Consider the following 25,153-nt stretch of genomic DNA (forward strand, 5'->3'; position numbering starts at 1 on the left):
GCCATCGCATAACGACACCCAATGGAGAAACGGATGAAAGAGGTGATTGAAGGCTTCCTGAAGTTCCAGCGCGAAGCCTTTGTTGAACGCACGGCGCTGTTTCAGCAGTTGGCGACCCGCCAAAACCCGCGCACCCTGTTTATCTCATGTTCCGACAGCCGCCTGGTGCCGGAGCTGGTCACCCAGCGCGAGCCGGGCGATCTGTTCGTGATCCGCAATGCCGGCAACATCGTGCCTTCTTTCGGCCCCGAACCCGGCGGGGTTACCGCCTCGGTCGAGTACGCCGTCGCCGCGCTGGGCGTGGAAGATATCGTGATCTGCGGCCATTCCGACTGCGGCGCAATGACCGCCATCGCCACCTGCCAGTGTCTGGATCACCTGCCGACGGTCGCCGGCTGGCTGCGTTACGCCGATTCCGCGAAGGCGGTCAATCAGGCTTATCCGCACGCTTCCAACGAGGCGCGGGTCGCATCGATGGTGCGCGAAAACGTCATCGCCCAGCTCAACAACATCAAAACGCACCCTTCCGTCGCCCTGGCGCTGGATCAGGGATGCCTGACGCTGCACGGTTGGGTCTATGACATCGCCAGCGGCGCTATCGACGCGCTGGACGGCGAAACCCGCCGCTTCGTGCCGCTCGCCACCCATCCCGAGGTAACCGCCACCCCGGCGATCGCCCGTTTTTAAGTCAACAAAAGGAGCTAACATGACACACTCTTTGCACAACGCCGCCCCGCGCGCAGCGCTCACCGACACCATCATGGCCGCCAAGATCCGCCATAACCTGACTTTCGACGCGCTGGCTGAGGGCACCGGACTCAGCCTGGCGTTCGTCACCGCCGCGCTGCTGGGGCAGCATGCGTTGCCGGAACAAGCGGCACGCACCGTGGCGGCCAAGCTCGGGCTGGACGAAGAGGCGGTACAGCTGCTGCAAACCATCCCGTTGCGCGGCAGCATCCCCGGCGGCGTGCCGACCGATCCGACCATTTATCGCTTCTATGAAATGCTGCAGGTTTACGGCTCCACGCTGAAAGCGCTGGTGCACGAGCAGTTCGGCGACGGCATCATCAGCGCCATCAACTTCAAGCTGGATATCAAGAAGGTGGCCGATCCGGAAGGCGGCGAACGCGCGGTGATCACCCTGGACGGCAAATACCTGCCGACCAAGCCTTTCTAATCTACTTCCGCGCCATCGCCTTCCAGGCCGCGCTGCCGTGCGCGGAAGTCGCCTTCCACAACGCGTTTAACGCCAAAGCCTAGCCCTGTTGCCGGCGCCGTCATGGCGCCGGTTTTCAGTCCTGTTCGCCATAACGCAAGACTGTCATCCCTTCCTCTTCCGCCGGGGGAACAAAGTACTGCGCCAGGCGCTCAAACTCCGCTTCGCTCAGTGTAAACGGGTGCTCGCCGCGCGCGTTTCTCAGCGTTATCCGGCTCAGGCACTGCGCATGGCTGACGTCGAGAAAATGCAGACAGTGCGCAACGCCGGCCTCCTCCGCCAACGCTTTGGCCCAGCGCCGCCTGTCCGGCGTATTCATCGGGAAATCGAGCGCCACGGACCAGCCGCCGCGCAGCAACTGAACGAGGTGTCCGCCCAGCGCCCGCCGCAACCGGTCGGAACAGCGCGCATAGTCTTGCAGGCTGGTCATCTCCTGCTCATACAGCGTCGCCAGCCACGCATCTTCGACCAGCAACAGCGTTTGCGGTTGCTGCGCCAGCGTCGATTTGCCTGCGCCGGCCTTGCCACACATCAGGTGTAAAACTGCAGGGTAGGTTTTCATGACGTTCTCCGGTCGTTGCCGGAAGGGGATAAAAAAACCCGCCTGCCGGCGGGTTTTTATTGGCGACACACGCGCTATCCCACCCTTTGGAGAAGGGTGATAATAATTTGCGCGAATGGGCGGTAGGATTTTTTCATAGCTAATGAATATGACAATCGTGCGCCGTTGTCAATTCGCCGTCATCAATCCCTGTTCTCGCACAAATTCGGTGAATAAACTCACTTTCTGCTGCACATGCCGGCGCGTCGGGTAAACCGCGAAAACCTGATGCACGTCGGCAATCTGTTCAGGGAACAGCCGCACCAGCCTGCCGGCGGCGATTTCGGGATCCGCCACGAACGACGGCAGCGAACCGATACCCAGTCCCGCCACCAGCATATCCCGCAGCATCAGGCTGTTGTTGGCGATCAACCTGGGAGTGAACGTCACGCTCAGGCTCTCCTCGCCGGCGGTGAACTGCCACTGCCCCGGCCTTTCCGCCAGGGAATAGGCCAGACAGCTGTGTCGCTGCAATTCATTCGGCGTTTGCGGCACGCCGTGCTGCGCCAAATAGCCGGGCGCGGCGCAAATTCGCTGGTGCACTTCACCCAGCGCCCGGGCGCTGAGGGAAGAATCCGGCAGCCGTCGGCGAATGCGCAAGGAAATATCGAAACCGGCCGCCACCACGTCCAATACCCTGTCGTCCAACGTCAGCTCCACCTGCAGCTGCGGGTAACGTTGCATAAACGGCGGCAGCAGCGGCGACAACACCGTCAGGCCGAACGAAAGCGGCGCATTGACCCGCAGCGTGCCGGAGACCTGCTGCGCGCTGGCGGCAACCGTCTGCTCCAGCGCGTCGAACTCGCCGAGCAACCGACAGGCTTCCTGGTAATAGAGCTGCCCGGCTTCGGTCAGGCTCATGCTACGGGTAGTGCGCACCAGCAACAGCGTACCCAACCGATTTTCCAACTGCTTAATCTGCTTGCTCAACGCCGCCGGCGTGATCGCCAGATCCTCCGCCGCCTTATAAAAACTGTTGCGCTCAACCACGCGACGAAAGGCGCGCATCGTCAGTAGCACGTCCATATTATATCCTGATGGTTAATTATAAATTCAATAAAACACAGATTATTAACTTCAACAACCTCAGTAGACTTTATTCAACCGCCTCCCTGAGTGAGAGGTGAATTTAATCTACTGATAATCATGGAGTTAATAATGAAAAAGACCCTGTTCGCCCTGATGCTCGGCCTGAGCGCCGCCGCCGCCCCCGTCGCCGCGCTGGCGCAATCCCCCGCCGCCGACAGCCGCCAGGCGGGTTATGTGCAGCCGCTGACCGCCGAGAACAGCCTGTTGCTGTTGGTCGATCTGCAGGACATGTTCGGCATGACCATTTCCTCTATCGATCAAACCAACCTGGTCAATAACGCCGCCGGCATCGCCAAGGCCGCCAAGGTGTTCAACGTGCCGACCATTCTGGCCTCGGCCAACGCCAAAAGCTTTGCCGGGCCGGTATTCCAGCAGGTGACGCAGGCACGCCCGGACCTGCAGGTATACGACCGCACCGCCATCAACGTCTGGCAGGATCGGCGCGTGGTGGATCTGATCAAACAATCCGGCCGCAAGAAAATCATCATCGGCGGGCTGTGGACCGCCAGCTGCGTGATGCTGCCGGCGCTATCCGCCCTGGGCGAGGGTTATGAGGTTTATATTCTGTCGGACGTCACCGGCGACATTACGCCAGACAGCCAAAACAACGCCATGCAGCGTTTGGTACAGGCGGGCGCCACGCCCATCAACTGGGTGGCGTTGATGCTGGAATGGCAGCAGGACTGGAGCCGCAAAGCCACGGCGGGAGGCGTATTGCAGATCGCCCGCGACCACGGCGCCGCCTGGGGGATGGGCGCCAGCTACGCCGGGGCAATGAAGGTGGGCAGCGAAGCGAAATAACGGACGAAAGCCCGCCGGCGGCGGGCTTTCTTCAGGTACGGTGATAACAACGGCTATCCTGCGGCGCCTGTTCGCGTCTCTCCAGCCCGTAGTCCCGCACCACCTCCGCCACCCGCAGCCGATACTGCACCAACACCTCGCCACGGCCGCGCGCCTGCGCCGCCCGGTGCTGCTCGAGATTGCGCCACTGCTGCACCGCCGCCTCGTCGCGCCAGAAGGAGAGCGACAGCAGGCGCGCAGGATCGGCCAGGCTTTGAAAGCGCTCGATGGAGATGAATCCGTCGATCTGCGCCAGCAGCGGCTTCAGCTCCGCCGCCAACGCCAGATAGGTATCACGCTGCCCGTCGGCGGCCTGCAGTTCAAAAATCACGGCGATCATTATCGTCTCCTCTCAACGGTAAAACTCAGGTACGCGCGCATTGATTGTAGGAAGGGCGCCACTGCATCGATTTCAACGCCCGCTCATCAATATCCAGCGAACACAGACGCACAGCACCAGAATGCGACAGCCACAGGTTAGCAATGGACGCGCAGTCATACTTCGTCTAACCTCGAAGTATGCATAACATCGACCTAGAAGATCGTTTGGCGGCGCTGAGCGCCGCCATCGCCGACCGCACCCGGGCGCGCATGCTGTGCCTGTTGATGGATGGGCGCGCCTACACCGCCACCGAGCTCAGCGCTGCGGTCGAGGTCGCCCCGTCCACCGCCAGCGCACATCTGGCGAAACTGCTGGAGCAGCGGCTGATCGCCTGCGTCAAACAGGGGCGCTACCGCTATTTTCGGCTGGCCGGTCAGCCGGTGGCCGAAGCGCTGGAAGGCCTGATGGCGCTGGCAGGCGTACCGCGCCCGTCGGTGAAAAGCAGCACGCCCACCACGCTGCAATATGCCCGCACCTGCTACGACCATATGGCGGGCGAGGTGGCGGTGAAACTGCACGATCGGCTGCATGCGCTGAACTGGCTGAGCGGTGAGGAAGACTACCGCTTAAGCGACGCCGGTCAGGCCGCGCTGGCGCGGCTGGGCGTCGATTGCTCCCCCGCCCCCACCCGCCGCCGCTTCGCCTGCGGCTGCCTGGACTGGAGCGAACGCCGCTCTCACCTCGGCGGCGCGCTGGGCGCCGCGCTGTTGGCCGCCTTTATCCACCGCGGCTGGATCGTCCGTCGGCTCGACAGCCGCGAGTTGCAGCTGACCCCTGCAGGTAAAAAAGCGCTGGCAGCACATTTTGAGCTCACGGTGTAACCCGGCGGCGGGGTAGTTTTACTGCAATACTCAAGGGGTACGCTTAGGCCACCCCGCCAACCCGAGGAGTTTCCATGCTCGATTCCACCCAATTCCCGATCGTCAAACGCTGGCCGGCTCAGCATCCTGAAAGGCTGCAGCTCTATTCCCTGCCGACGCCGAACGGCGTCAAAGTGTCCATCATGCTGGAAGAGATCGGCCTGCCCTATGAGGCGCACCTGATCGACATCGGCAACAACGAAACCTGGACGCCGGAATTCCTGGCGCTGAACCCGAACGGCAAGATCCCGTCGATCATCGATCCCGACGGCCCCGGCGGCCGGCCGCTGCCGCTGTTCGAATCCGGCGCCATTCTGCTCTACCTGGCGGAAAAGAGCGGCCGTTTCCTGCCGCAGGATCCAGCGCAGCGTTACGAAACCATTCAGTGGGTGTTCTTCCAGATGGCCGCCGTCGGCCCGATGTTCGGCCAGCTCGGTTTCTTCCACAAATTCGCCGGGCGCGAGTATGAAGATAAGCGGCCGCTGGAGCGCTACAAAAACGAATCGAAACGCCTGCTCGGCGTGCTGGAAACGCGCCTGGAAGGCCGCGACTGGATCATGGGCGCGGACTACACCATCGCCGATATCTCGCTGCTGGGCTGGGTGCGCAACCTGATCGGTTTCTATGAGGCGCGCGAGCTGGTGGAGTTCGACAGTTTCCCCCGCGTCGCGCAGTGGCTAGAGCGCGGTCTGGCGCGGCCGGCGGTGCAGCGTGGGCTCACTATACCGGCGCGCGCGGCCTGATCGTCAAACGGGATGGCCGCCGGGCCGTCCCGCCTTCCGCTGTCATAAAATTGTCATCCCTCTGCTCTACTCTCCTTACGTAACAATTTGATGTTATTTACATTGTTGTATTACGACAAGGAGCTTGCCCCATGCAACCTGCTGTATCCCTGATCGCCGGCGCCGTGCTGTCCGCCCTGCTCTGTTCCTCCGCCATCGCGGCAGAAAACTCGGCCAATGCCGATGGCCTGACCGAGCGCGCCGCGCGCGGCACCCTCACCGAACCGGGCGGCGCCCGTCGTCTGGCCGGCGATCAGACCGCCGCGCTGAAGGCGTCGCTGTCGGACAAAACGGTGAAAAACGTGATCCTGCTGATTGGCGACGGCATGGGGGATTCCGAGATCACCGCCGCGCGTAACTATGCCGAGGGCGCAGGCGGTTACTTCAAGGGCATCGACGCCCTGCCGCTGACCGGGCAATACACCCACTACTCGCTGGACAAGAAAACCCACAAACCGGATTACGTGACCGACTCCGCCGCTTCCGCCACCGCCTGGGCCACCGGGGTGAAAACCTATAACGGCGCGCTCGGCGTGGACGTGAACGGCAAAGACCAGCCGACGCTGCTGGAGATCGCCAAGGCGGCCGGCAAGGCCACCGGCAACGTCTCCACCGCCGAACTGCAGGACGCCACGCCGGCGGCGCTGGTGTCGCACGTTACCTCGCGCAAATGCTACGGCCCGGAGGAAACCAGCGAGAAATGCGCCGCTAACGCGCTGGAAAACGGCGGCCGCGGTTCCATCACCGAGCAGTTGCTGAAAACCCGTGCCGACGTCACGCTGGGGGGCGGCGCGAAATCCTTCAACCAACTGGCGAAAAGCGGCGAATGGCAAGGAAAATCGCTGAAAGATCAAGCGGCGGTGCAAGGTTATCAGTGGGTGAGCAACGCGGATGAACTGCAGGCCGTTACCCTGGCCAATCAGCAAAAACCGCTGCTGGGCCTGTTCGCCGACGGCAACATGCCGGTGCGCTGGCTGGGGCCGAAAGCCAGCTATCACGGCAACCTCGACAAACCGGCGGTGACCTGCGAAAACAACCCGGCGCGCACCGCGGCCACACCAACGCTGGCGGCGATGACCGAAAAAGCGATCGCGCTGCTGAAAGACAACCCGAACGGCTTCTTCCTGCAGGTAGAGGGCGCGTCGATCGATAAGCAGGATCACGCCGCCAACCCGTGCGGGCAGATTGGTGAGACCGTCGATCTGGACGAGGCGGTGCAAAAAGCGCTGGCCTTCGCCCGCGCCGACGGCAACACGCTGGTGATCGTCACCGCCGACCACGCGCACTCCAGCCAGATCGTCGCCGCCGACGCCAAAGCGCCGGGCCTGACCCAGACACTGACCACCAAAGACGGCGCGCCGATGACCCTCAGCTACGGCAACTCGGAAGAAGAGTCGCAGGGGCACACCGGCACCCAATTGCGCGTCGCGGCCTACGGCCCGCACGCCGCCAACGTGGTGGGATTGACCGATCAGACCGATCTGTTCTTCACCATGCGCGATGCGATGGGCATCAAGTAACCGCCTTGTGAATCCTGGCCGCCCGCAACGGCGGCCGTTTATTATTGGTTACCGATGCGTATTTGTAATTTAACCGCAATTATTGTGTGATAACGAAATAACGTTTAATTACGCGACAATTAACCCCTGAAAATAACGCGGTTATATGGCCTTACTCCCCTCTCTGTTTATTCCTGCGACAGGAACCGGCCTATTTTTGCTTATATTCATTTTTTTTAGTTACAAAAGTAGTTTTTAACATTCTCGCAAACAATAATACCCCGCCAGTAACGTGAACCGATCAATTTGCATCCGGACGGCCTGCAATAGTTCACTTTTCGTTAAAAACCCTATTAACAAAAAGGCATTATCGCTGCCTATCGGCACACACCGGGCGGTCGGCTTCACTATTTTCCAGGGTAACTCCCGCTAAATTCTTTCACCTGCAATGAGTAGAATTTACACACAAGAGATTTAATTCAATGAGAAAATTACTCGTCCTGATTTTCAGTCTCAGCCTGTTTAGCGTTACGCAGCAGGCGGCGGCTGAAGAGAAGAATAAAACCGTCGACGTGGTGTTGATCGGCGGCGGCATCATGAGCGCCACCTTGGGCACCTATCTGCATGAGCTGGAGCCGACCTGGACCATCGACATGTACGAGCGCATGAACGGCGTGGCGGAAGAGAGCTCCAACGGCTGGAACAACGCCGGCACCGGCCACTCCGCCTTCAGCGAAATGAACTACACGCCGGAAAAAGCCGATGGCACCATCGACATCAGCAAGGCGGTGAAGGTCAACGAGTCTTTCGAAATCTCTCGCCAGTTCTGGTCTTATCAGGTGAAAAATAATGTCCTGAAAGATCCGAAATCCTTCATTAACAGCGTGCCGCACATGAGCTTCGTGTGGGGCGACGACAACGTCAACTTCCTGCGTAAACGCTACGCGGCGCTGCAGCACAGCACCCTGTTCCGCGGCATGGAATACTCCGAAGATCCTGCGCAAATCAAACAGTGGGCGCCGCTGGTGATGAACGGCCGCGATCCGGCGCAGAAAATCGCCGCGACCCGTATGCCGCTGGGTACCGACGTCAACTTCGGCGTGATCACCCATCAGCTGGTTGACGCGCTGAGCACCAGCGACAAGTTCAAGCTGAACCTGAGCCACGAAGTGCGCGACATCAAGCGCAACGCCGATCAGACCTGGAGCGTGACCGTTGCCGATCTGAACCGCGACGGTAAAGAAACCACCGTTAATGCCAAGTTCGTATTCATCGGCGCAGGCGGCGCCTCCCTGACCCTGCTGCAGAAATCCGGCATCCCTGAAGCCGACGGCTACGGCGGCTTCCCGGTCGGCGGCCAGTTCCTGGTCACCACCAACCCGGCGATCGCCAACCAGCACCTGGCCAAAGTGTATGGCCTGGCCAGCGTAGGTTCGCCGCCGATGTCCGTGCCGCACCTGGATACCCGCATGCTGGACGGCAAGCGCGTGCTGCTGTTCGGGCCATTCGCCACCTTCTCCAGCAAGTTCCTGAAGAACGGTTCGCTGTTCGATCTGCTGCACTCGCTGAGCACCTCGAACCTGATGCCGATGACCCACGTCGGTCTGGATAACTTCGATCTGGTGAAATACCTGGTCGGCCAGCTGATGATGAACGACGACGATCGCTTCGCCGCGCTGAAAGAGTACTTCCCGGACGCCAAGCAGGAAGACTGGAAGCTGTGGACCGCAGGCCAGCGCGTGCAGATCATCAAGAAAGACGCGGATAAAGGCGGCGTGCTGCAGTTCGGCACCGAAGTCGTCAGCTCTGAAGACGGCAGCATCGCCGCTCTGCTGGGCGCGTCACCGGGCGCTTCCACCGCTGCACCGATCATGCTGCACCTGATGGAAACCGTGTTCAAAGACAAAGTGGCGACGCCGGAATGGCAGAGCAAACTGAAAGAGATCATCCCGTCCTACGGCCACAAGCTGAACGGCGATATCGAGATGACCAACAAGATCCGCGGCTACACCAGCAGCGTGCTGGGTCTGAACTACATTGAAGTGAAACCGGAAACCAACTGATTTTCCACTCGTTTCCTGCTGGAAAGGCCGCTTTATGCGGCCTTTCTTTTATCCCCCTGCGATTCAAAGAGCATTTTTGGTCACCTTTTTCTCCCCGGTTTACCCTTGCGTAACGGCGCACTCGCGCCTATTATCAAAGTATATTCTTGGATAATTAAGCTAAGTCACTGTGACCTGAATGTCGTTTTTGCGGGAGAACTAAAACCATGGATCGCGTCAATATCATTCACGATTTACTAGACTGGATTGAAACTCATCTGGACCAGCCGCTGCTGCTGGATAACGTCGCCGCCAAGTCGGGCTACTCCAAATGGCACCTGCAGCGCATGTTCCGCAGCACCACCGGCCACGCGCTCGGCAGCTATATCCGCGAGCGGCGCCTGTCGCAGGCGGCGCAGGCGCTGCGCTCAACCCCGCGCCCGATCCTGGATATCGCCCTGCAATACCATTTCGATTCTCAGCCTTCGTTCTCACGCGCCTTCAAGAAACAGTTCGGCAAAACCCCGGCGGTGTATCGCCGCACCACCCGCTGGGACGTGGCGGAATGGCCGGCGCAGCCGGTGGAAGTGGAGGCCGAGCCGCGCCATGATGCCCCCACGCTGCCCCGCTGGTACGCTGGCAAACCGCCGGAAGGCGTTTGCACCACTTGGATGGGGCTGCGTTAAGCGATAACGCAAAAAAGCCAATGGATAAACCCCATTGGCTTTTTCGTCGGAACGCGACTTAGTTGTACTCGATGGTAAAGGTGGCGGTCGACTTGATATTGCCGCCTTTAATCGTCGAACCGGTACGATAGTAGCGTGCCTTCAGCGGCAGCGTTAAGGTATTGGCCTGGTTGGGAATTGTACGTCCGGCATTGACCGCATCGCCATTCTTGATCGGCTGGGTCGTATTGCCGGTCAACAGCTGGACGGCAACACCGGATGCTGTGTTGGCGCCAGGCTCGGATTTGATCACCCCAGGTGCATTGGAAGCATCCTGCGTATAGTCAAAACGCACATTGACGATCCCTTGTCCCGCACTGCCTGGCAACAGATCCTCGCCAACGCCGCCAACGCAATTGATATTGATATCAAATGCTTTTTCACCCTGTGTTGAACCTACGCCGCCAAACGAAGCTGCAGTGACGGTATCCAGATTAACCACCTTGTTCTTAGAACCGCTGTCCACGTTGCAAGTCGACGTCACGATCGTCAGGCTGTTGGCGTCGACGATCGATTCCAGCATCGGCAACCCCTGACCGGAACCATCCATATAGTAAGTCGTGTACTTGCCTGGGACCAGTTGGCCAGTGCCGGTTTGCGCGGCGGTTTTCACAATGTCGATCTTAAAGTAACCGCCATTCAGGTTGACGGTTGTATTACCCCGTAATGCCAACGTGTGGGGATAATAAGTACTTATTGTCCCCGCTTCACGGTATAAACGAATCCCGATACCTGGAATATTGGTGCTCCAGACATTGCTGAAGCTGGTCCGGCTGCCCTGGAGGATCTGCCCAATCGCGCTACCGCCGTTATAACAACGACCATAACCGGAGACCGGGTTAATCGCGAACTGACCGGTGACCAAGGTGTCTCCAACCTGGCTGCTTGGCGTAACCAGCACGCGCCCAAGCTTCATGTTGATCACCTGCGCCTTGTAGCCATTATTAACGTAACAGGCGGCGTAAGCGCTCTGGCCGCCCGCCATCAGCAGTCCGAGCAGCATCAGGCATTTCGCTGACGCTTTATTCAGCGGTGGAACACGCGTAAACTTTATCATTTGCAACTCGCTTCAATAATTTCGTAGTCAGGATTATTGCTTTGCGCCTTGGCGCTATAGCTGACAGAGCACTGCTGCGTTGGCTGTGTGCCCCACTTAATCTGCAACAAACCTTTCTTAGCTTCGGTACGCAAGTAGATACGACTGCCCTGCCCAACAATGCCGACCACCTGATTACGGGTATCCAGCACTTCAGCACCAAACGGCAGCGCGTTGCCATCAGGGCCGAGCGCATGAATGATCAATGCTTGGCCTTTCGTTGTTTTGAATTCCAGCCGGGCAACCGCGCCGGCATATGGCGCAACCTGTTGGCTGCTACTTTCCAATTCAACATCGCGCGACATGCCGCTCGGATCGAGCGTTACGCTCGTCATGCGATATGGTGCAACATAAGGAACCACAGCATAACCGTTGTCATCGATACGAACGCCTGGCGAGTTGGTCACAATCGCGCCGGCGGCGTCTGGCGCTTCCACCAGCACCATGGTCTGTCCGCGTTGCGGTGTCAGCGTGACGCCGCCGCTATGGGCAACCACGCTGCCCGATGCGCCGATCGACGACTGACGGTAATCTTTACCATAGCTGTAGGACCCGTTCATCGTGGCGAAACGGCTACGGTATTCACCGCTCACGCTGCTGTTGGTGCCGCCAGTGCGATCGTTGGCTAACGTAGCGCTATAGCTGATGTTGTTGTCTTCGCCGGTTGAACCATTCATGCCCACGCGGCTGCTGTCGTAACCGTTGTCGGTGTAGCCCAGTGAACTGTTCAGGCTCAGGGTTTGCGAACCGACGCTGAATGGAATCGACAGTGTCAGGTAATAACGAGTCTCATCTCGGTTATACATATCCGAGGTACGCATGGCGGAAAGGCCATAGGTCACGCGACCATAATAGTTGTTATAGCCCACCTGGTACTGCTTGGTGCTCCCGCCACGGTTCCAGTAATCGCGTACCGAACCGGTGATGTACAAGGAACCGTAATTGTCGCCCAGCCCTTGGTTCAGCGTCAGTTGGTATTCGCTACGCTGGCGGTTAACCGCATCTGCGCTCAAACCCTTGCGCTCATTGTCACGGGAGTAGACGGCATCCTGCAAAGAGAGGTAGCCGGAAGTCGAATAGCGATAAGCGGCGATCGTGAAGTTGGTGTTGGTTTCGGTCATCAACTTGCTATAGCTGAGCTTATAGCTCTGGCCTGATTGGTCGCCCTGCTTCAAGCGGGTATTGGACTGCGTGACGTCCAGCGCAAATGCGCCAACCGGTGTCGCGACCGCGCTGCCCACCAGCACTGCGCCATAGCCATCGCTGACGATCCCGCCTGTGTATCCCGTAAGAATGTTGGTAAAACCGCGCTGATAAGTCGCCTGGAACATGTCGGGTTCCTTGCTTAAATTATCATCGCGTACTCGCCCCGCAGTGATGGCATAACGCTGAATACCTGGACGAAGCATCTGCGCTACCGAAGCATAGGGAACGCTGAACTGGCGTTTGCTGCCGTCGGCCTCGTTAATGGTGACATTCAGATCGCCGCCGTAACCCGTAGGGTAGAGATCGTTGATGATGAACTCGCCCGGAGCGACGGTAGTTTGGTAGATCAGCTGGTTATTCTGACGCACTTCCACCAGGGCGTTGCTTTGCGCGACGCCACGCACAACCGGCGCATACCCGTTCAATGAATCAGGCAGCATGCGATCGTCCGTGGCGATCTGCACGCCGCGAAAACCGATGGAGTTGAAGAAATCACCGCTGGTGTAACTGTCGCCCAACGTCAGCATGCCGCGGATAGACGGCATTGCCCGCTGCGCGTAAGTTGCGGTGTTTTGCCAATGGGTGCTGTCGTTAGAACGCCAGTTCACGTTGGAATCGTGACGCAGCTGCCAACCCGCCACGTTCAACCCGGCATTCAACGTTAAATATGCATTAGTTGAATCGGAGTTGCTGCCGTTGGCAGAGCTGTGGGTATTGAACGCATTGAAGTTATACGACAGGCTGCCGGCGGTAATACCGCGATCCCAGAAGCGCGGATCGACATAACCGCGAGCGCTGCGGCGCAGCGCCGCCTGAGGGATGCTGATATCCATGCGCAGCGTACTGGTGTCCAAGCGGTAATAGGCTTCCGGCACCCATTGAGCCAGCGTTTTGCACGTCTCGGTATTAACGGCAGGATCCCCGCTCATTGTGGCGGTATCCACACCGAACTCATCCAACGACAGTAAGCTAAAACAGGTATCGGCGCTGTTTTTCCCCGGCACGTTTTTAAAGTCGATACTTTTTTTGCCTTTCCACTCGCCGTTCACATACACGTCGAGCGAATATTTTCCCGCCAAGATCGGGTTACCATCACGGAAGCGTGAAAGATCCACGCCCTGCGCTTCCCCAATCAGGAAGCTGCTGTTAAAAGTCGCTTCAACCGGTGCTGCCGGCTTTTTGCTATCGGCAACCCCCTCCGCCCAGGACGCCGCAGGGGCCGCCAGACAGAGCGCGCTACCGGTTAACAGCAGAATCGATTTATAATTGGACAGCGCCATTTTAACAGCTGCAGAGATAGGTAACTCTTTCATATAAAGCATTCCTTTACCAAATTAAGCTCGCCCTCTGAAATAAATTGCTCTGGGCCTGAGGCTCTGTTCCAAGAGTTACTTTTGCTTATTCTTAGTACGGGACACGCGTCCGCCAAAATCATTAATAGTGGTGTAGGCAATGTCAGCAATGCGCGTGCTGTCGCCGGAGAACGACAATGTCTTTTCCTGTCCGGGTGCCAGCATGTCGCCGTGCGGGGCCAACGGCACACGTTTTTGGTTTACGACGGCATTAATCTCGGTAAATGACACATAGTACGGCGTTGGGTTTTTCACGCTGACGCCCGCAGCGCTGAAGCGCCACTGCAGTTTTTCCGGCGCATCATTCGCTTCTCCCGCCAGACCGGTCGGCCGATAAAGCAGTTTTACGCGGGTACGGAATGCCACCTGTAAAAAGTTTTCAGGTGCGCCATTGTTTGCCCCGGTTGGTGCTGGCGGGATCTCCAGTACGTTCAACCAAAACAAGGATTCTTTGTCTTGCGGCAAACTCGCCGTGGTCAATGAAACGCGCAGCGCTTGGCCGGTAGCCGGTTCAACACGGCTGATTGGCGGTGAAACGATAAATGGCGCTTTGCTGTTTTCTGGTGTGGTTTTTGCGTCGCCTTCATCAATCCAAGACTGAATAAGTGCCGGTGAAGCACCATTATTTGATAATTGGACGGTAACTTCCCGTTGCTTTCCCGGATAAATAATACGAGTACCGTTAATAATGACACTGGAAAAAACGCTGCTACTGAAAAGCATGGCGCTCAGCAATATGCTGTATTTTTTAAATGAGTTCTTCATTATCTTATCGCTACGGTAAGGGAAAACGGTGGGGGTATAACTCCCCCACCCGAATAAGAATATTACTTAAAGAAATATTACTTACTGGTAAATGATGGTGTACTGAACGCTAGAAGTCACATCACCAGCGCCGGCAGCGTTGGTAGCGTAATATTCAGCGTAGTAGTTCAGGTCAGCAGAGTCGCCTTCGTTAGCAACGGTAACCCACTGGGAGTTATTCTGCGCGCCATTAGCACCAGCAGCCAGGATAGGCAGGAATTGGTTGTTGCTACCCAGCAGCTGGATCTGCACGTTAGTTGCAGCATCAGTCTGCGCCTGGTTGTTCAGACGGCCAGTATTGAAATCAACAGTAGCGCCCGGTTCGAAATAAGTAGCTACCTGGCCTTTAGAGCATTTGGTCAGGTTGATCGCGAACGGAGTACGGCCAGCAGTTGCGCTCTGAGTTGCCAGAGTAGAAGCAGAAACAGTTGGCAGAGTTACGGTGAAATCTTTACCGCCTGGGGTGCTGATAGTACAAGTTTGGTCAGTCACTTTACCGTTGAAAGTAATAGTACCGTCAGCAGCTTGAGCAGAGAAAGAAGAAATAGCAGCGGTGCTTACAGCCAATGCCAATACAGCAGACAGTTTAGAGATTTTCATATTTAGACTCTCGATGAATTAATACGCTTATAAAGTACATTCAGCGATGCTACTCCTTGTCAGGAATGAAGCCCGATGAATCCATTGCCGGACGAAATATAGACTAAGCATATTCTTAATGTTAAATCGTTTAAAACATTCATAAGGCCCCTCTTGATAGGAATAAACTATCGGCGGATACCTATCGATCGATGTTGACGATTCATACGAATAGGAATAATCTGTGTTTGGGAAAGCTGCAGAGTTCAAGATTTTGCATTAAGGCCTGAAAATCAGAATATTATCCCGGATATTTACACTTAGTAACAGATTGCAACGTTTGGACTTCGGCACGAATTACGCGTTAAATGGTCTGTCGACACGTTTCGGCCACCCTGACGCTTTAAATAAGAAATTTACCAATAAATCTGGAGTAACTTTCTTTTTAACCATTTAAAATCAACAAGTTAAATATCAATCCAAGGATTGGGAAATGAGCAGTTCTTTCAGAGAGAAAAATAACGGCATTAATTATGTTTTTCAGCCAATGTTCGCGAAATCGGGACAATTGCTGGCCGTTGAATGTCTGTCTCGCTTTACGTTTAATAGCGAGTACGCCCATTTTTCTCCCGAACAGTTCTTTCGCCACGCCGACAGCGCCACCCGGATTGAGATTTTGATGGATCAGATCAATCTGATCGATAAATACAAACACTGGTTTCATGAAAACCAAGTGATAGCCACTTTGAATGTTGACGATTATTCCCTGCAATCGCTGGCGAATACTCACTTTGCCGAAAGAATTAATGCCCTGCGCTGTATTCATTTTGAGATCAGCGAGAATTCAACCCGGCTGGTGAAAGATCGCGTGCACGGCGATCCGTCATTGAATAGTTATTCATTTTGGCTCGATGATTTTGGTTCTGGCTATGCGGGTTTTTCCGCGTTGTACAACAGCCAGTTCCGCTTCGTTAAGCTCGACCGGTTTCTGCTTTGGGACTTCATGAAAAAGTCCGGCGGCGAGGGCTTGATGCGCGCGTTACTGCGCTTCTTTTACCTTAATCATTACAAGGTAATTATCGAAGGAGTTGAAACTCCCGAACACAAGAAATGGCTGGATGAAATGCCATATTACGCACTGCAGGGAAAGCTGTGGAAGGAATCCAGCATCAAGGATTTGAACTCGCTTCTTACAGCTGAATACTTTTAACTCGGTATTGGTGTTTGCCCTATGTCTAAAAACAACGTTCTTGTGATTAGTGAGTGTAAGTACAGCTATGTTGGCCTGTCGGTGCTGCTGAAGAAACACTACGGCGCATACGATATCCGCCTGTTTTCCGATTTCATGCACGGCGGCGCCAAAGCAGAGAAGATCACCAAGCACGATATCGCGCTGATTTTCACCTCGCAAAACCTCGAACAGAGCGTTAACGTGATCGAAAGCCTGGTGTCCCTGCACCAGCAGTACAACAGCAAGACGCGTCTTCTGGTGTTTTATGACGACGAGCGCGTGGTGAAGCTGTTGTCGATCCTGGGGATTTCCGTTGAGTTGGTCTCTACCCGCATTCCGCTTTATTCGCTGCAGGAAAAAATCCAGCGGCTGCTGGAAAGCAAGGAGCCAGGCGGCATCAGAGTGCAGAAAACCCGCGAGCTCAGCCCGGCGGAAAGCGACGTGATCTTCAATCTGCTGCGCGGCGACAGCCTGCTGCACATTGCGGAAAAGCGCGGCACGCACCCGAAAACCATCTTCTCGCAAAAATACAGCGCGATGAAAAAGCTGCGGCTGCGCAGCATGAGCACCATCTTCGTCGCCGGCAAATAAACATCCTGGCTTGTTGCGCGGTACGCCGCGCGGCAACCCGTCTCCCCTGCCGCCACGTTAAATTAATGTAACAACCGGCGACAAAGCAGCAACAGACACACAACATCTCCTCCTGTTGGCTACGATTCGCACACGGATTATCCGTGAGTCATGTCGTGTGGATTAAAATAAACATCAGGAGATGTTATGAAGTCGTCCTTATTCAGCCGCTATACCTGCTTTGTACTGAGCATCTTGCTCACCCTGGCTTTCTTGATCATGATGCACAACTATCCGTGGTTCTGGCTGCCGGCCCTGGCCTGCGGTTGCCTGATGGTGTTGGGTATCTACGATCTCACCCAGCAGCGCCACGCCATCTGCCGTAACTACCCGATCATCGGCCGCATGCGCTTCTTCTTCGAGTTCATCCGCCCGGAACTGCGCCAGTATTTCCTCGAGCAGGATAATGAAGAGATCCCGTTTTCGCGCACCCAGCGCACGCTGGTGTATCGCCGGGCGAAAAACGAGATGGGCGACAAACCGTTCGGCACCCTGCTGGACGTCTACCAAACCGGCTATGAGTGCATCGGCCACTCCATGCGGCCGGTGGAAGCCGCCGACCCGACCAGTTTCCGCATCACCATCGGCGGCGCCGACTGCCGCCAGCCCTACTCCGCGTCGATCTTCAACATTTCTGCCATGAGCTTCGGCGCGCTCTCCGCCAACGCCATTCGCGCGCTCAACCTCGGCGCGGCCAAGGGCAATTTCTACCACGACACCGGCGAGGGCAGCATCAGCCGCTATCACCGCGAAAACAACGGCGATCTGGTGTGGGAGCTGGGCAGCGGCTATTTCGGCTGCCGCACCGCCGACGGCCATTTCGATCCACGGCGCTTTGCCGAACAGGCGCACAGCCCGCAGGTGAAAATGATTGAAATCAAGCTCAGCCAGGGCGCCAAACCCGGCCACGGCGGCATTCTGCCGGCGAAGAAGGTGGATGCGGAAATCGCCGCCACCCGCGGCGTGCCGGAAGGGGTCGATTGCATCTCGCCGGCGTCGCACAGCGCCTTCACCACCCCGCTGGAAATGATGCATTTCATCCAACAGCTGCGCGAGCTGTCAGGCGGCAAGCCGATCGGTTTCAAGCTGTGCATCGGCCACCCGTGGGAGTTCGTCGCCATCGTCAAGGCGATGCTGCACACCCGCATCCTGCCGGATTTCATCGTGGTGGACGGCAAGGAAGGCGGCACCGGCGCCGCGCCGCTCGAGCTTTCCAACTATATGGGCATGCCGCTGCGCGAAGGGCTGCTGTTCGTGCATAACACGCTGGTAGGCTGCGGCCTGCGCGACCAGATCAAGATAGGCGCCAGCGGCAAGATCATCAGCGCGTTCGACATCGCCAGCGTGCTGGTGCTCGGCGCCGATTGGGTGAACTCGGCGCGCGGCTTTATGTTCGCCGTCGGCTGCATCCAGTCGCAGAGCTGCCACACCAACCACTGCCCGACCGGCGTAGCGACGCAAGATCCGCTGCGGCAAAAGGCGCTGGTGGTGCCGAACAAGGCGGAACGCGTCTACCACTTCCATCAAAATACGGTGAAAGCGCTGGCGGACATGCTGGCGGCGGCCGGCGTCAGCCGCCCGGAGCAGCTGACCTCGCACCATATGCTGCGCCGCATCACGCCGACCGAGATCAAGGTATACGCCGATATCTATTACTACCTGGAGCCGGGCGCGCTGCTGCAGCCGGAGATCAAAAGCGAGTTCTATGCCCGCATGTGGCGCATGGCGACGCCCACCAGTTTCGATCAGGCGATCTCGCTGCCGGCGGCATGATGGGATAAGGAATAAAAAGAGAGTTGCCCCCTCGCCTTGGGGAAGAGCATATGGAGAGGGGTTGCTTGCTACGGCGGCCCTCCCCCTCAACGGCGAGAGGGCGTGTCGGTTACTGTTTGCGCACCGGCGCATCGCCGGCGACGTAATAGTCGGCGGTGCTGCGCGGCAGCGGCGCGCGCTGGCGAATGCGATCGGCTAACTTCTCGGCGATCATGATGGTGGTGGCGTTCAGGTTGCCGGTGATGATCAGCGGCATGATTGACGCATCCACCACCCGCAATCCTTCCATGCCGTGCACCCGGCCCTGCCCATCGACCACCGCCATCTCATCCTCGCCCATCTTACACGAGCAGGACGGGTGGAAGGCGGTTTCGGCGTGCTCGCGCACGAAGGCGTCCAGCTGCTCGTCGGTCTGCACCTCCGGCCCCGGGCTTATCTCGCGGCCACGGTATTCGTCCAAAGCCGGCTGCGCCATGATCTCGCGCGTGATGCGAATAGCGTCGCGGAACTCCTGCCAATCCTGTTCGGTCGACATGTAGTTGAACAGAATGCTCGGGTGCTGGCGCGGATCTTTCGACTTCACCTGCACCCGGCCGCGGCTCGGCGAACGCATCGAGCCGACGTGCGCCTGGAAGCCGTGCTCTTTTACCGCGTTGCTGCCGTTGTAGTTAATCGCCACCGGCAGGAAGTGATACTGAATGTTCGGCCAGGCGAATTCTGCGCGGCTGCGGATGAAGCCGCCGGCCTCGAACTGGTTGCTGGCGCCAACGCCGGTACCGTTGAACAGCCATTCCGCGCCGATCTTCGGCTGGTTGAACCATTGCAGCGCCGGGTACAGCGACACCGGTTTCTTACAGGCGTACTGCAGGTACATCTCCAGGTGATCCTGCAGGTTTTCCCCGACGCCCGGCAGATCGTGCACCACCTTGATATCCAGGCTGTTCAGCAGCGCCGCCGGGCCGACGCCCGAACGCTGCAGGATCTGCGGCGAGGCGATGGCGCCGGCGCACAGCAGCACTTCGCGCCGCGCTTTGGCGTGGATCAGCTGATTGCTGTCGCCCTGCAAATAGTTGACGCCCACCGCACGCTTGCCGTCGAACACAATGTGGTCGGTCAGCGCATGGGTGACGATCTTCAGGTTCGGCCGCGAACGCGCCTGATCCAGATAGCCGCGGGCGGTGCTGGCGCGGCGCCCTTTCGGCGTCACGGTGCGATCCATCGGGCCGAAGCCTTCTTGTTGGTAACCGTTCAGATCGTCGGTGCGCGGGTAACCCGCCTGCACGCCGGCTTCCACCATGGCGTGGAACAGTTCGTTGTTACCGGCTTTCGGCGTGGTGACGCTCACCGGGCCCTCGCCGCCGTGATAGTCGTTCGGGCCGATATCGCGCGTTTCCGCCTTGCGGAAATACGGCAGGCAGTCCAGATAGGTCCAGTCTTCCAGACCCGGCGCCTTGGCCCAGTTATCGAAGTCCATCGCGTTGCCGCGAATGTAACACATACCGTTGATCAGGGACGAACCGCCCAGCCCTTTGCCGCGGCCGCATTCCATCCGGCGATTGTTCATGTGCGGCTCAGGATCGGTCTCATACGCCCAGTTATAGCGGCGGCCCTGCAGCGGAAACGCCAGCGCGGCCGGCATCTGGGTACGGAAATCCATCCGGTAATCCGGGCCGCCGGCTTCCAGCAGCAGGACGCTGACGTCGGCGTCCTCGGTCAATCGGGTGGCTAACACGTTGCCGGCGGAACCGGCACCGATAATGATGTAGTCAAATTCCATTCATTATCTCCTTACTTTTATAGGCTTGCACGATGCGAAAACGCGAAGCGCGACTCGGCAACAGGCGGTGTATTTTGGCTCTCTAGAGATTGTCGGCCGCAGCCAACGCGGCTGCGGCTCGAAAGACGGCGGGAAGATCAGAATACCGAGGCGTATTCGCCCAGCTCAACCTGCACCGATTTGATCTGGGTGTAGTGTTCCAGCGTAGTCAGGCCGTTCTCGCGGCCAACGCCGGACTGCTTGTAGCCGCCGACAGGCATTTCCGCCGCCGACTCGCCCCAGGTGTTGATCCAGCAAATACCGGCTTCCAGCTGGTGGATCACGCGGTGCGCGCGCGCCAGATCGTTGGTCACCACGCCCGCGGCCAGGCCGAAGGTGGTATCGTTGGCGCGGCGCACCACTTCCTCTTCGCTCTGGTAGCTGAGAATGCTCATCACCGGCCCGAAGATCTCCTCGCGCACGATTTCCATGTCGTCACGGCAGTCGCTGAATACCGTCGGCGCCACGTAAGCGCCCTTGCCGAATTCGCCGTGGGTGACGCGTTCGCCGCCGCACAGCAGGCGCGCGCCGCTGTTCTTGCCGCTTTCGATAAAGCGCAGCACCGATTCCATGTGCGCGAAGCTGACCAGCGGCCCGAAGTTGGTCTGCGGATCGGTCGGATCGCCGAGGCGAATGCGCTTCACCCGCTCGAGGATTTTCGCCTCAAACTGCGCCTGCAGCGCCGCCGGCACGAAGACGCGGGTGCCGTTGGTGCACACCTGGCCGGAGCTGTAGAAGTTGGCCATCATGGCGATATCGGCGGCGCGATCCAGATCGGCGTCGTCGAAGATAATCAGCGGCGACTTGCCGCCCAGTTCCATGGTGACTTCTTTCAGCGTCGACCCCGACGCGTTGGCCATCACCTTCTTGCCGGTTTTCACCCCGCCGGTGAAAGAGACTTTGGCGATGCCCGGATGGTCGGTCAGGTACTGCCCCACTTCCGCGCCGCTGCCGGTCACCACGTTGAAGACGCCGTCCGGCAGGCCGGCTTCGGTGTAAATTTCCGCCAGCTTCAGCGCCGTCAACGAGGTGACTTCGCTCGGTTTGAAGATCATCGCGTTGCCCGCCGCCAGCGCCGGCGCGGACTTCCACAGCGCGATTTGAATCGGGTAGTTCCAGGCGCCGATGCCGGCCACCACGCCCAGCGGTTCGCGGCGGGTGTAGACGAATGAGGTTTCGCGCAGCGGGATCTGTTCGCCTTCAATGGCCGGGATCAGGCCGGCGTAATACTCCAGCACGTCGGCGCCGGTGACGATGTCTACCGCGGTGGTTTCCGACATCGCTTTGCCGGTATCCAGCGTTTCCAACGCCGCCAGCTCATCGTTGCGCTCGCGCAGAATATCCACCGCGCGGCGCAGGATGCGCGAACGCGCCATCGCCGTCATCGCCGCCCACACTTTCTGCCCGCTGGCCGCGCTGGCCACCGCACGATCGACGTCTTCAGCGCCGGCGGCCTGGACTTCCGCCAGAACTTCGCCGTTCGCCGGGTTAATGGCGTTGAAGGTTTTTCCAGCGGTGCTGTCTACATAGGCGCCATGAATATAGAGCTTCTGCAAGCCAAAACGGGACATAGGATCTCCTTGAGTTATCCTCCGGGCGGCGTCTGCCCCCGGAGTTGGAACGTGATGTATTCGGTCGTGAGCGCCAGCGCCTGCGCCTGATTGAACGCCGAGCCGCGCAGCGCGCTGCGCAGCCACAGTCCATCGATCAGCGCCGCCAGCCCCTTGGCCGCCAACCGCGCCTGCGGCTGCGGCATGACGCGGCGAAACTCGGCGCACAGGTTGGAATAGAGCCGGCGGCCGTTCACCTGCTGCAGCCGGTTGAGCTGCGGTTGGTGCAGACTGCTGGCCCAAAAGGCCAGCCAGGTCTTCATCGCCGCGCTGTTGATCTGGCTGTCGTCGAAGTTGCCGGCGACGATCGCCTGCAGCCGCGCCGCCGGGCTGTTATCGGTCAGCGCCTGCAAGCGCAGCTTCACCGCCTCGCCCAGATGGCTGATCAGATAGCGCATCGTGGCTTCCAACAGGCCGTTCTTGTCCTTGAAATAATGGCTGATGATGCCGTTGGAAACGCCGGCCCGCCGCGCGATCTGCGCGATGGTGGCGTCATGCATTCCCACTTCGTTTACCGCGGCGAGCGTGGCATCAATCAACTGCTGCCTTCTGATTGGCTGCATTCCTACCTTTGGCATATTTCGACTCTCACAAAACCGACTTCGGCCTTATCTCAGCGGGCAAATTTCACTGCCGTTTCGCCCGTGATTCAGGTCATCATGGGGACTATTAAACTTTTTTTTGATTGAACGTTCAATAAAAATTGCATATATTTTATTGCCGCCTGGTTAAAAATTTGTACTATCTGGTTGTGGAACTGGCTGATTTTTGTGAGGTAATTAACGAATCTGACCAAAATCAGTGGCTGTAAGCGGTTCCCGCCGCGAAGCGCGCCGGCGCTTCGTTAACAGGCGAAAGCGGCGTCACTCAGGCCCTCCTGATGGGGTGGCCGCCGCCTTCATTCGCCCGTTTTCCGGCGGCGCCAACGCGCCCCGAAATGCGGAGCGGCACGATTTTACTCAGTTCAGAGGATGACGATGACAACACGCGAAACCTCCTCCAAACCACAGCAGGACCGCCTCAACCCTGTGGTTTTCTTCACCTCGGCGGGGCTGATCCTGGCCTTCTCGCTGATGACCATCTTTTTCACCGACTTCTCCGGGCAGTGGATCACCCGCACGCTGAATTGGGTGTCGACCACCTTCGGTTGGTACTACCTGCTGGCGGCGACGCTGTACATCGTGTTCGTGGTGTTTATCGCCGCTTCGCGCTTCGGTTCGATCAAGCTCGGGCCGGAGCAGTCCAAGCCGGAGTTCAGCCTGATGAGCTGGGCGGCGATGCTGTTCGCCGCCGGCATCGGCATCGACCTGATGTTCTTCTCGGTCGCCGAGCCGGTGACCCAGTACATGATGCCGCCGGAAGGCGACGCGCAAACGCTGGAGGCCGCGCGCCAGGCGATGGTCTGGACGCTGTTCCACTACGGCCTGACCGGCTGGTCGATGTATGCGCTGATGGGCATCGCCCTCGGCTACTTCAGCTATCGCTACAATCTGCCGCTGACCATCCGCTCGGCGCTGTACCCGATCTTCGGTAAGCGCATCAATGGCCCGATCGGCCACAGCGTGGACATCGCCGCGGTGCTCGGCACCATCTTCGGCATCGCCACCACGCTGGGCATCGGCGTGGTGCAGCTCAACTACGGCCTCAAGGTGCTGTTCGAGATCCCGGAAAACCTGACGGTGCAGGGCTCGCTGATCCTGCTGTCGGTGATCATGGCCACCATCTCGGTCACCTCGGGCGTCAACAAGGGCATCCGCATCCTGTCTGAGCTGAACGTGCTGCTGGCGCTGGGCCTGATCCTGTTCGTGCTGTTCTTCGGCGACACCGAGTTCCTGCTCAATGCGCTGGTGCTCAACGTCGGCGATTACATCAACCGCTTTATGGGCATGACGCTCAACAGCTTCGCCTTCGATCGGCCGGTGGAGTGGATGAACAACTGGACGCTGTTCTTCTGGGCCTGGTGGGTGGCGTGGTCGCCGTTCGTCGGCCTGTTCCTGGCGCGCATCTCGCGCGGGCGCACCATTCGCCAGTTCGTGGTCGGCACGCTGATCATTCCGTTCGTGTTCACCCTGCTGTGGCTGTCTATCTTCGGCAACAGCGCGCTGTACCAGATCATTCACGGCAACGCCGAGTTTGCGCAGGAAGTGATGCAGTTCCCGGAGCGCGGCTTCTACAGCCTGCTGGCGCAATACCCCGGCTTCACCTTCAGCGCCTCGGTGGCCACCATCACCGGCCTGCTGTTCTACGTCACCTCGGCGGACTCCGGCTCGCTGGTGCTGGGCAACTTCACCTCGCGCCTGGCCGACATCAATAATGATGCGCCAAACTGGCTGCGGATTTTCTGGTCGGTGGCCATCGGCCTGCTGACCATCGGCATGCTGATGACCGACGGCGTGCCGGCGCTGCAGAAAACCACGGTGATCATGGGCCTGCCGTTCAGCTTCGTGATCTTCTTCGTGATGGCCGGGCTGTATAAATCGCTGCGGGTGGAAGACTACCGCAAGGCCAGCGCGCTCAGCACCCTGGCGCCGGTGCCGGTCTCCAGCCACGACGTGCTCAACTGGAAACAGCGCCTGTCGCGGGTGATGAACTACCCGGGCACCCAGTACACGCAGAAAATGTTGGATAAAGTCTGCCGCCCGGCAATGCAGGACGTGGCGCGCGAGCTGGAGCTGCGCGGTGCGAAAGTGGAGTTCAGCGAAGTGCCGCCGACCGAAGATGAACGCCTGAACCACCTGGAGCTGCTGGTGCACCTGGGCGAGGAACAGAACTTTATCTATCAGATCTGGCCGATGCGCTACTCGGTGCCGGGCTTCACCTATCGCGCCCGCTCCGGTAAATCGCACTACTACCGGCTGGAAACCTTCCTGATGGAAGGCACCCAGGGCAACGACCTGATGGACTACAGCAAGGAACAGGTGATTGGCGATATCCTCGACCAGTACGAGAAGCACCTGAACTTCCTGCACATTCATCGCGAAGCGCCGGGGGGCACCCTGACCTTCCCGGATATGTGACGG

Annotated in this window: 22 protein-coding genes; 12 read left to right on the forward strand and 10 right to left on the reverse strand. The window is 58.5% G+C overall.

Annotated features, from left to right (window positions below; genetic code table 11):
* Nucleotides 1-33 precede the first annotated feature (33 nt).
* Nucleotides 34-687 (forward strand): carbonic anhydrase, encoded by a 654-nt coding sequence (locus ACJ8HB_RS03660; RefSeq protein WP_047568538.1) that lies wholly within the window; start codon nt 34-36, stop codon nt 685-687.
* Nucleotides 688-706: 19 nt separating this feature from the next.
* The gene (cynS, locus tag ACJ8HB_RS03665) at nt 707-1,177 is read left to right on the forward strand and encodes a cyanase (RefSeq protein WP_033637703.1); all 471 of its coding nucleotides are present in this window, start codon (nt 707-709) and stop codon (nt 1,175-1,177) included.
* Between the two features lie 115 nt (nt 1,178-1,292).
* Here cynS and ACJ8HB_RS03670 read toward each other — a convergent pair whose 3' ends face one another.
* Both ACJ8HB_RS03670 and ACJ8HB_RS03675 read right to left on the reverse strand, forming a co-directional pair.
* Nucleotides 1,293-1,778: an AAA family ATPase gene (locus tag ACJ8HB_RS03670; protein WP_047568540.1), complete on the reverse strand. Its 486-nt coding sequence runs from the start codon at nt 1,776-1,778 to the stop codon at nt 1,293-1,295.
* A 168-nt stretch (nt 1,779-1,946) separates the two neighbouring features.
* A complete protein-coding gene (locus ACJ8HB_RS03675; RefSeq protein WP_033637701.1) occupies nt 1,947-2,843 on the reverse strand; it encodes a LysR family transcriptional regulator in 897 nt (298 codons plus the stop codon).
* 132 nt (nt 2,844-2,975) lie between these two features.
* Here ACJ8HB_RS03675 and ACJ8HB_RS03680 point away from each other — a divergent pair, with 132 nt between their 5' ends.
* Nucleotides 2,976-3,707 (forward strand): isochorismatase family protein, encoded by a 732-nt coding sequence (locus tag ACJ8HB_RS03680; protein ID WP_033637699.1) that lies wholly within the window; start codon nt 2,976-2,978, stop codon nt 3,705-3,707.
* Nucleotides 3,708-3,738: 31 nt separating this feature from the next.
* On the opposite strand, the gene ACJ8HB_RS03685 is transcribed toward ACJ8HB_RS03680, so the two are convergent.
* Nucleotides 3,739-4,086, reverse strand: a complete 348-nt coding sequence (locus tag ACJ8HB_RS03685) for an antibiotic biosynthesis monooxygenase family protein (RefSeq protein WP_047568545.1) — start codon at nt 4,084-4,086, stop codon at nt 3,739-3,741.
* A gap of 179 nt (nt 4,087-4,265) precedes the next feature.
* On the opposite strand from ACJ8HB_RS03685, the gene ACJ8HB_RS03690 reads away from it, so the two are divergent.
* The 5 genes from ACJ8HB_RS03690 (at nt 4,266) to ACJ8HB_RS03710 (ending at nt 9,997) form a co-directional block, all read left to right on the forward strand.
* Entirely contained in the window at nt 4,266-4,949 is a 684-nt protein-coding gene (locus ACJ8HB_RS03690; protein WP_049213458.1) for an ArsR/SmtB family transcription factor, read from the forward strand.
* Nucleotides 4,950-5,023: 74 nt separating this feature from the next.
* Nucleotides 5,024-5,731: a glutathione S-transferase N-terminal domain-containing protein gene (locus tag ACJ8HB_RS03695; protein WP_033637695.1), complete on the forward strand. Its 708-nt coding sequence runs from the start codon at nt 5,024-5,026 to the stop codon at nt 5,729-5,731.
* A 131-nt stretch (nt 5,732-5,862) separates the two neighbouring features.
* Nucleotides 5,863-7,290 carry an alkaline phosphatase gene (gene phoA / locus ACJ8HB_RS03700; protein ID WP_094859710.1) on the forward strand — a complete coding sequence of 476 codons (1,428 nt, stop codon included), beginning with the start codon at nt 5,863-5,865 and terminating at the stop codon, nt 7,288-7,290.
* A gap of 461 nt (nt 7,291-7,751) precedes the next feature.
* Nucleotides 7,752-9,332, forward strand: a complete 1,581-nt coding sequence (locus ACJ8HB_RS03705) for a malate:quinone oxidoreductase (RefSeq protein WP_033637693.1) — start codon at nt 7,752-7,754, stop codon at nt 9,330-9,332.
* A gap of 206 nt (nt 9,333-9,538) precedes the next feature.
* A complete protein-coding gene (locus ACJ8HB_RS03710) occupies nt 9,539-9,997 on the forward strand; it encodes a helix-turn-helix domain-containing protein (RefSeq protein ID WP_033646824.1) in 459 nt (152 codons plus the stop codon).
* A 58-nt stretch (nt 9,998-10,055) separates the two neighbouring features.
* Here ACJ8HB_RS03710 and ACJ8HB_RS03715 read toward each other — a convergent pair whose 3' ends face one another.
* The 4 genes from ACJ8HB_RS03715 to ACJ8HB_RS03730 all read right to left on the reverse strand — a co-directional run bounded on the left by ACJ8HB_RS03715 (nt 10,056) and on the right by ACJ8HB_RS03730 (nt 15,094).
* Entirely contained in the window at nt 10,056-11,093 is a 1,038-nt protein-coding gene (locus tag ACJ8HB_RS03715; RefSeq protein WP_047568552.1) for a fimbrial protein, read from the reverse strand.
* Nucleotides 11,090-13,651, reverse strand: a complete 2,562-nt coding sequence (locus tag ACJ8HB_RS03720; RefSeq protein WP_047568554.1) for a fimbria/pilus outer membrane usher protein — start codon at nt 13,649-13,651, stop codon at nt 11,090-11,092. The genes ACJ8HB_RS03715 and ACJ8HB_RS03720 overlap by 4 nt, the downstream gene beginning before the upstream one ends.
* Before the next feature lie 75 nt (nt 13,652-13,726).
* Nucleotides 13,727-14,455 (reverse strand): fimbrial biogenesis chaperone, encoded by a 729-nt coding sequence (locus ACJ8HB_RS03725; RefSeq protein WP_041037933.1) that lies wholly within the window; start codon nt 14,453-14,455, stop codon nt 13,727-13,729.
* A gap of 81 nt (nt 14,456-14,536) precedes the next feature.
* A complete protein-coding gene (locus ACJ8HB_RS03730; protein ID WP_041034152.1) occupies nt 14,537-15,094 on the reverse strand; it encodes a fimbrial protein in 558 nt (185 codons plus the stop codon).
* 472 nt (nt 15,095-15,566) lie between these two features.
* Between ACJ8HB_RS03730 and ACJ8HB_RS03735 the strand changes: the two genes are divergently transcribed.
* The 3 genes from ACJ8HB_RS03735 (at nt 15,567) to ACJ8HB_RS03745 (ending at nt 18,707) form a co-directional block, all read left to right on the forward strand.
* Nucleotides 15,567-16,283 (forward strand): EAL domain-containing protein, encoded by a 717-nt coding sequence (locus ACJ8HB_RS03735; protein WP_047568560.1) that lies wholly within the window; start codon nt 15,567-15,569, stop codon nt 16,281-16,283.
* A 21-nt stretch (nt 16,284-16,304) separates the two neighbouring features.
* Nucleotides 16,305-16,895, forward strand: a complete 591-nt coding sequence (locus tag ACJ8HB_RS03740; protein WP_004939094.1) for a LuxR family transcriptional regulator — start codon at nt 16,305-16,307, stop codon at nt 16,893-16,895.
* A gap of 186 nt (nt 16,896-17,081) precedes the next feature.
* On the forward strand, nt 17,082-18,707 hold the full coding sequence (locus tag ACJ8HB_RS03745; protein ID WP_047568563.1) for an FMN-binding glutamate synthase family protein: 1,626 nt from the start codon (nt 17,082-17,084) through the stop codon (nt 18,705-18,707).
* A gap of 109 nt (nt 18,708-18,816) precedes the next feature.
* Here the strand turns inward: ACJ8HB_RS03745 and betA are convergent, their stop codons facing one another.
* From betA to betI, 3 genes are all read right to left on the reverse strand, one after another.
* Nucleotides 18,817-20,484, reverse strand: a complete 1,668-nt coding sequence (gene betA, locus ACJ8HB_RS03750) for a choline dehydrogenase (protein ID WP_060427987.1) — start codon at nt 20,482-20,484, stop codon at nt 18,817-18,819.
* A 137-nt stretch (nt 20,485-20,621) separates the two neighbouring features.
* Entirely contained in the window at nt 20,622-22,094 is a 1,473-nt protein-coding gene (gene betB / locus ACJ8HB_RS03755; protein WP_033653381.1) for a betaine-aldehyde dehydrogenase, read from the reverse strand.
* Between the two features lie 14 nt (nt 22,095-22,108).
* Nucleotides 22,109-22,711, reverse strand: coding sequence for a transcriptional regulator BetI (gene betI / locus ACJ8HB_RS03760; protein WP_004939107.1), 603 nt, complete (start codon nt 22,709-22,711; stop codon nt 22,109-22,111).
* Nucleotides 22,712-23,110: 399 nt separating this feature from the next.
* Here betI and ACJ8HB_RS03765 point away from each other — a divergent pair, with 399 nt between their 5' ends.
* Complete coding sequence (locus tag ACJ8HB_RS03765; RefSeq protein WP_033653535.1) at nt 23,111-25,150, forward strand: choline transporter; 2,040 nt, start codon at nt 23,111-23,113, stop codon at nt 25,148-25,150.
* The last annotated feature ends 3 nt before the right edge of the window (nt 25,151-25,153 follow it).

Source organism: Serratia sp. CY27727 (assembly GCF_052169275.1).
Taxonomy (GTDB): domain Bacteria; phylum Pseudomonadota; class Gammaproteobacteria; order Enterobacterales; family Enterobacteriaceae; genus Serratia; species Serratia sarumanii.

Bases quoted from the DNA above. Each gene is read 5' to 3' on its own strand.
- ACJ8HB_RS03660 (WP_047568538.1), top strand. From the start codon at position 34: ATGAAAGAGGTGATTGAAGGCTTCCTGAAGTTCCAGCGCGAAGCCTTT.
- cynS (WP_033637703.1), top strand. From the start codon at position 707: ATGACACACTCTTTGCACAACGCCGCCCCGCGCGCAGCGCTCACCGAC.
- ACJ8HB_RS03670 (WP_047568540.1), bottom strand. From the start codon at position 1,778: ATGAAAACCTACCCTGCAGTTTTACACCTGATGTGTGGCAAGGCCGGC.
- ACJ8HB_RS03675 (WP_033637701.1), bottom strand. From the start codon at position 2,843: ATGGACGTGCTACTGACGATGCGCGCCTTTCGTCGCGTGGTTGAGCGC.
- ACJ8HB_RS03680 (WP_033637699.1), top strand. From the start codon at position 2,976: ATGAAAAAGACCCTGTTCGCCCTGATGCTCGGCCTGAGCGCCGCCGCC.
- ACJ8HB_RS03685 (WP_047568545.1), bottom strand. From the start codon at position 4,086: ATGATCGCCGTGATTTTTGAACTGCAGGCCGCCGACGGGCAGCGTGAT.
- ACJ8HB_RS03690 (WP_049213458.1), top strand. From the start codon at position 4,266: ATGCATAACATCGACCTAGAAGATCGTTTGGCGGCGCTGAGCGCCGCC.
- ACJ8HB_RS03695 (WP_033637695.1), top strand. From the start codon at position 5,024: ATGCTCGATTCCACCCAATTCCCGATCGTCAAACGCTGGCCGGCTCAG.
- phoA (WP_094859710.1), top strand. From the start codon at position 5,863: ATGCAACCTGCTGTATCCCTGATCGCCGGCGCCGTGCTGTCCGCCCTG.
- ACJ8HB_RS03705 (WP_033637693.1), top strand. From the start codon at position 7,752: ATGAGAAAATTACTCGTCCTGATTTTCAGTCTCAGCCTGTTTAGCGTT.
- ACJ8HB_RS03710 (WP_033646824.1), top strand. From the start codon at position 9,539: ATGGATCGCGTCAATATCATTCACGATTTACTAGACTGGATTGAAACT.
- ACJ8HB_RS03715 (WP_047568552.1), bottom strand. From the start codon at position 11,093: ATGATAAAGTTTACGCGTGTTCCACCGCTGAATAAAGCGTCAGCGAAA.
- ACJ8HB_RS03720 (WP_047568554.1), bottom strand. From the start codon at position 13,651: ATGAAAGAGTTACCTATCTCTGCAGCTGTTAAAATGGCGCTGTCCAAT.
- ACJ8HB_RS03725 (WP_041037933.1), bottom strand. From the start codon at position 14,455: ATGAAGAACTCATTTAAAAAATACAGCATATTGCTGAGCGCCATGCTT.
- ACJ8HB_RS03730 (WP_041034152.1), bottom strand. From the start codon at position 15,094: ATGAAAATCTCTAAACTGTCTGCTGTATTGGCATTGGCTGTAAGCACC.
- ACJ8HB_RS03735 (WP_047568560.1), top strand. From the start codon at position 15,567: ATGAGCAGTTCTTTCAGAGAGAAAAATAACGGCATTAATTATGTTTTT.
- ACJ8HB_RS03740 (WP_004939094.1), top strand. From the start codon at position 16,305: ATGTCTAAAAACAACGTTCTTGTGATTAGTGAGTGTAAGTACAGCTAT.
- ACJ8HB_RS03745 (WP_047568563.1), top strand. From the start codon at position 17,082: ATGAAGTCGTCCTTATTCAGCCGCTATACCTGCTTTGTACTGAGCATC.
- betA (WP_060427987.1), bottom strand. From the start codon at position 20,484: ATGGAATTTGACTACATCATTATCGGTGCCGGTTCCGCCGGCAACGTG.
- betB (WP_033653381.1), bottom strand. From the start codon at position 22,094: ATGTCCCGTTTTGGCTTGCAGAAGCTCTATATTCATGGCGCCTATGTA.
- betI (WP_004939107.1), bottom strand. From the start codon at position 22,711: ATGCCAAAGGTAGGAATGCAGCCAATCAGAAGGCAGCAGTTGATTGAT.
- ACJ8HB_RS03765 (WP_033653535.1), top strand. From the start codon at position 23,111: ATGACAACACGCGAAACCTCCTCCAAACCACAGCAGGACCGCCTCAAC.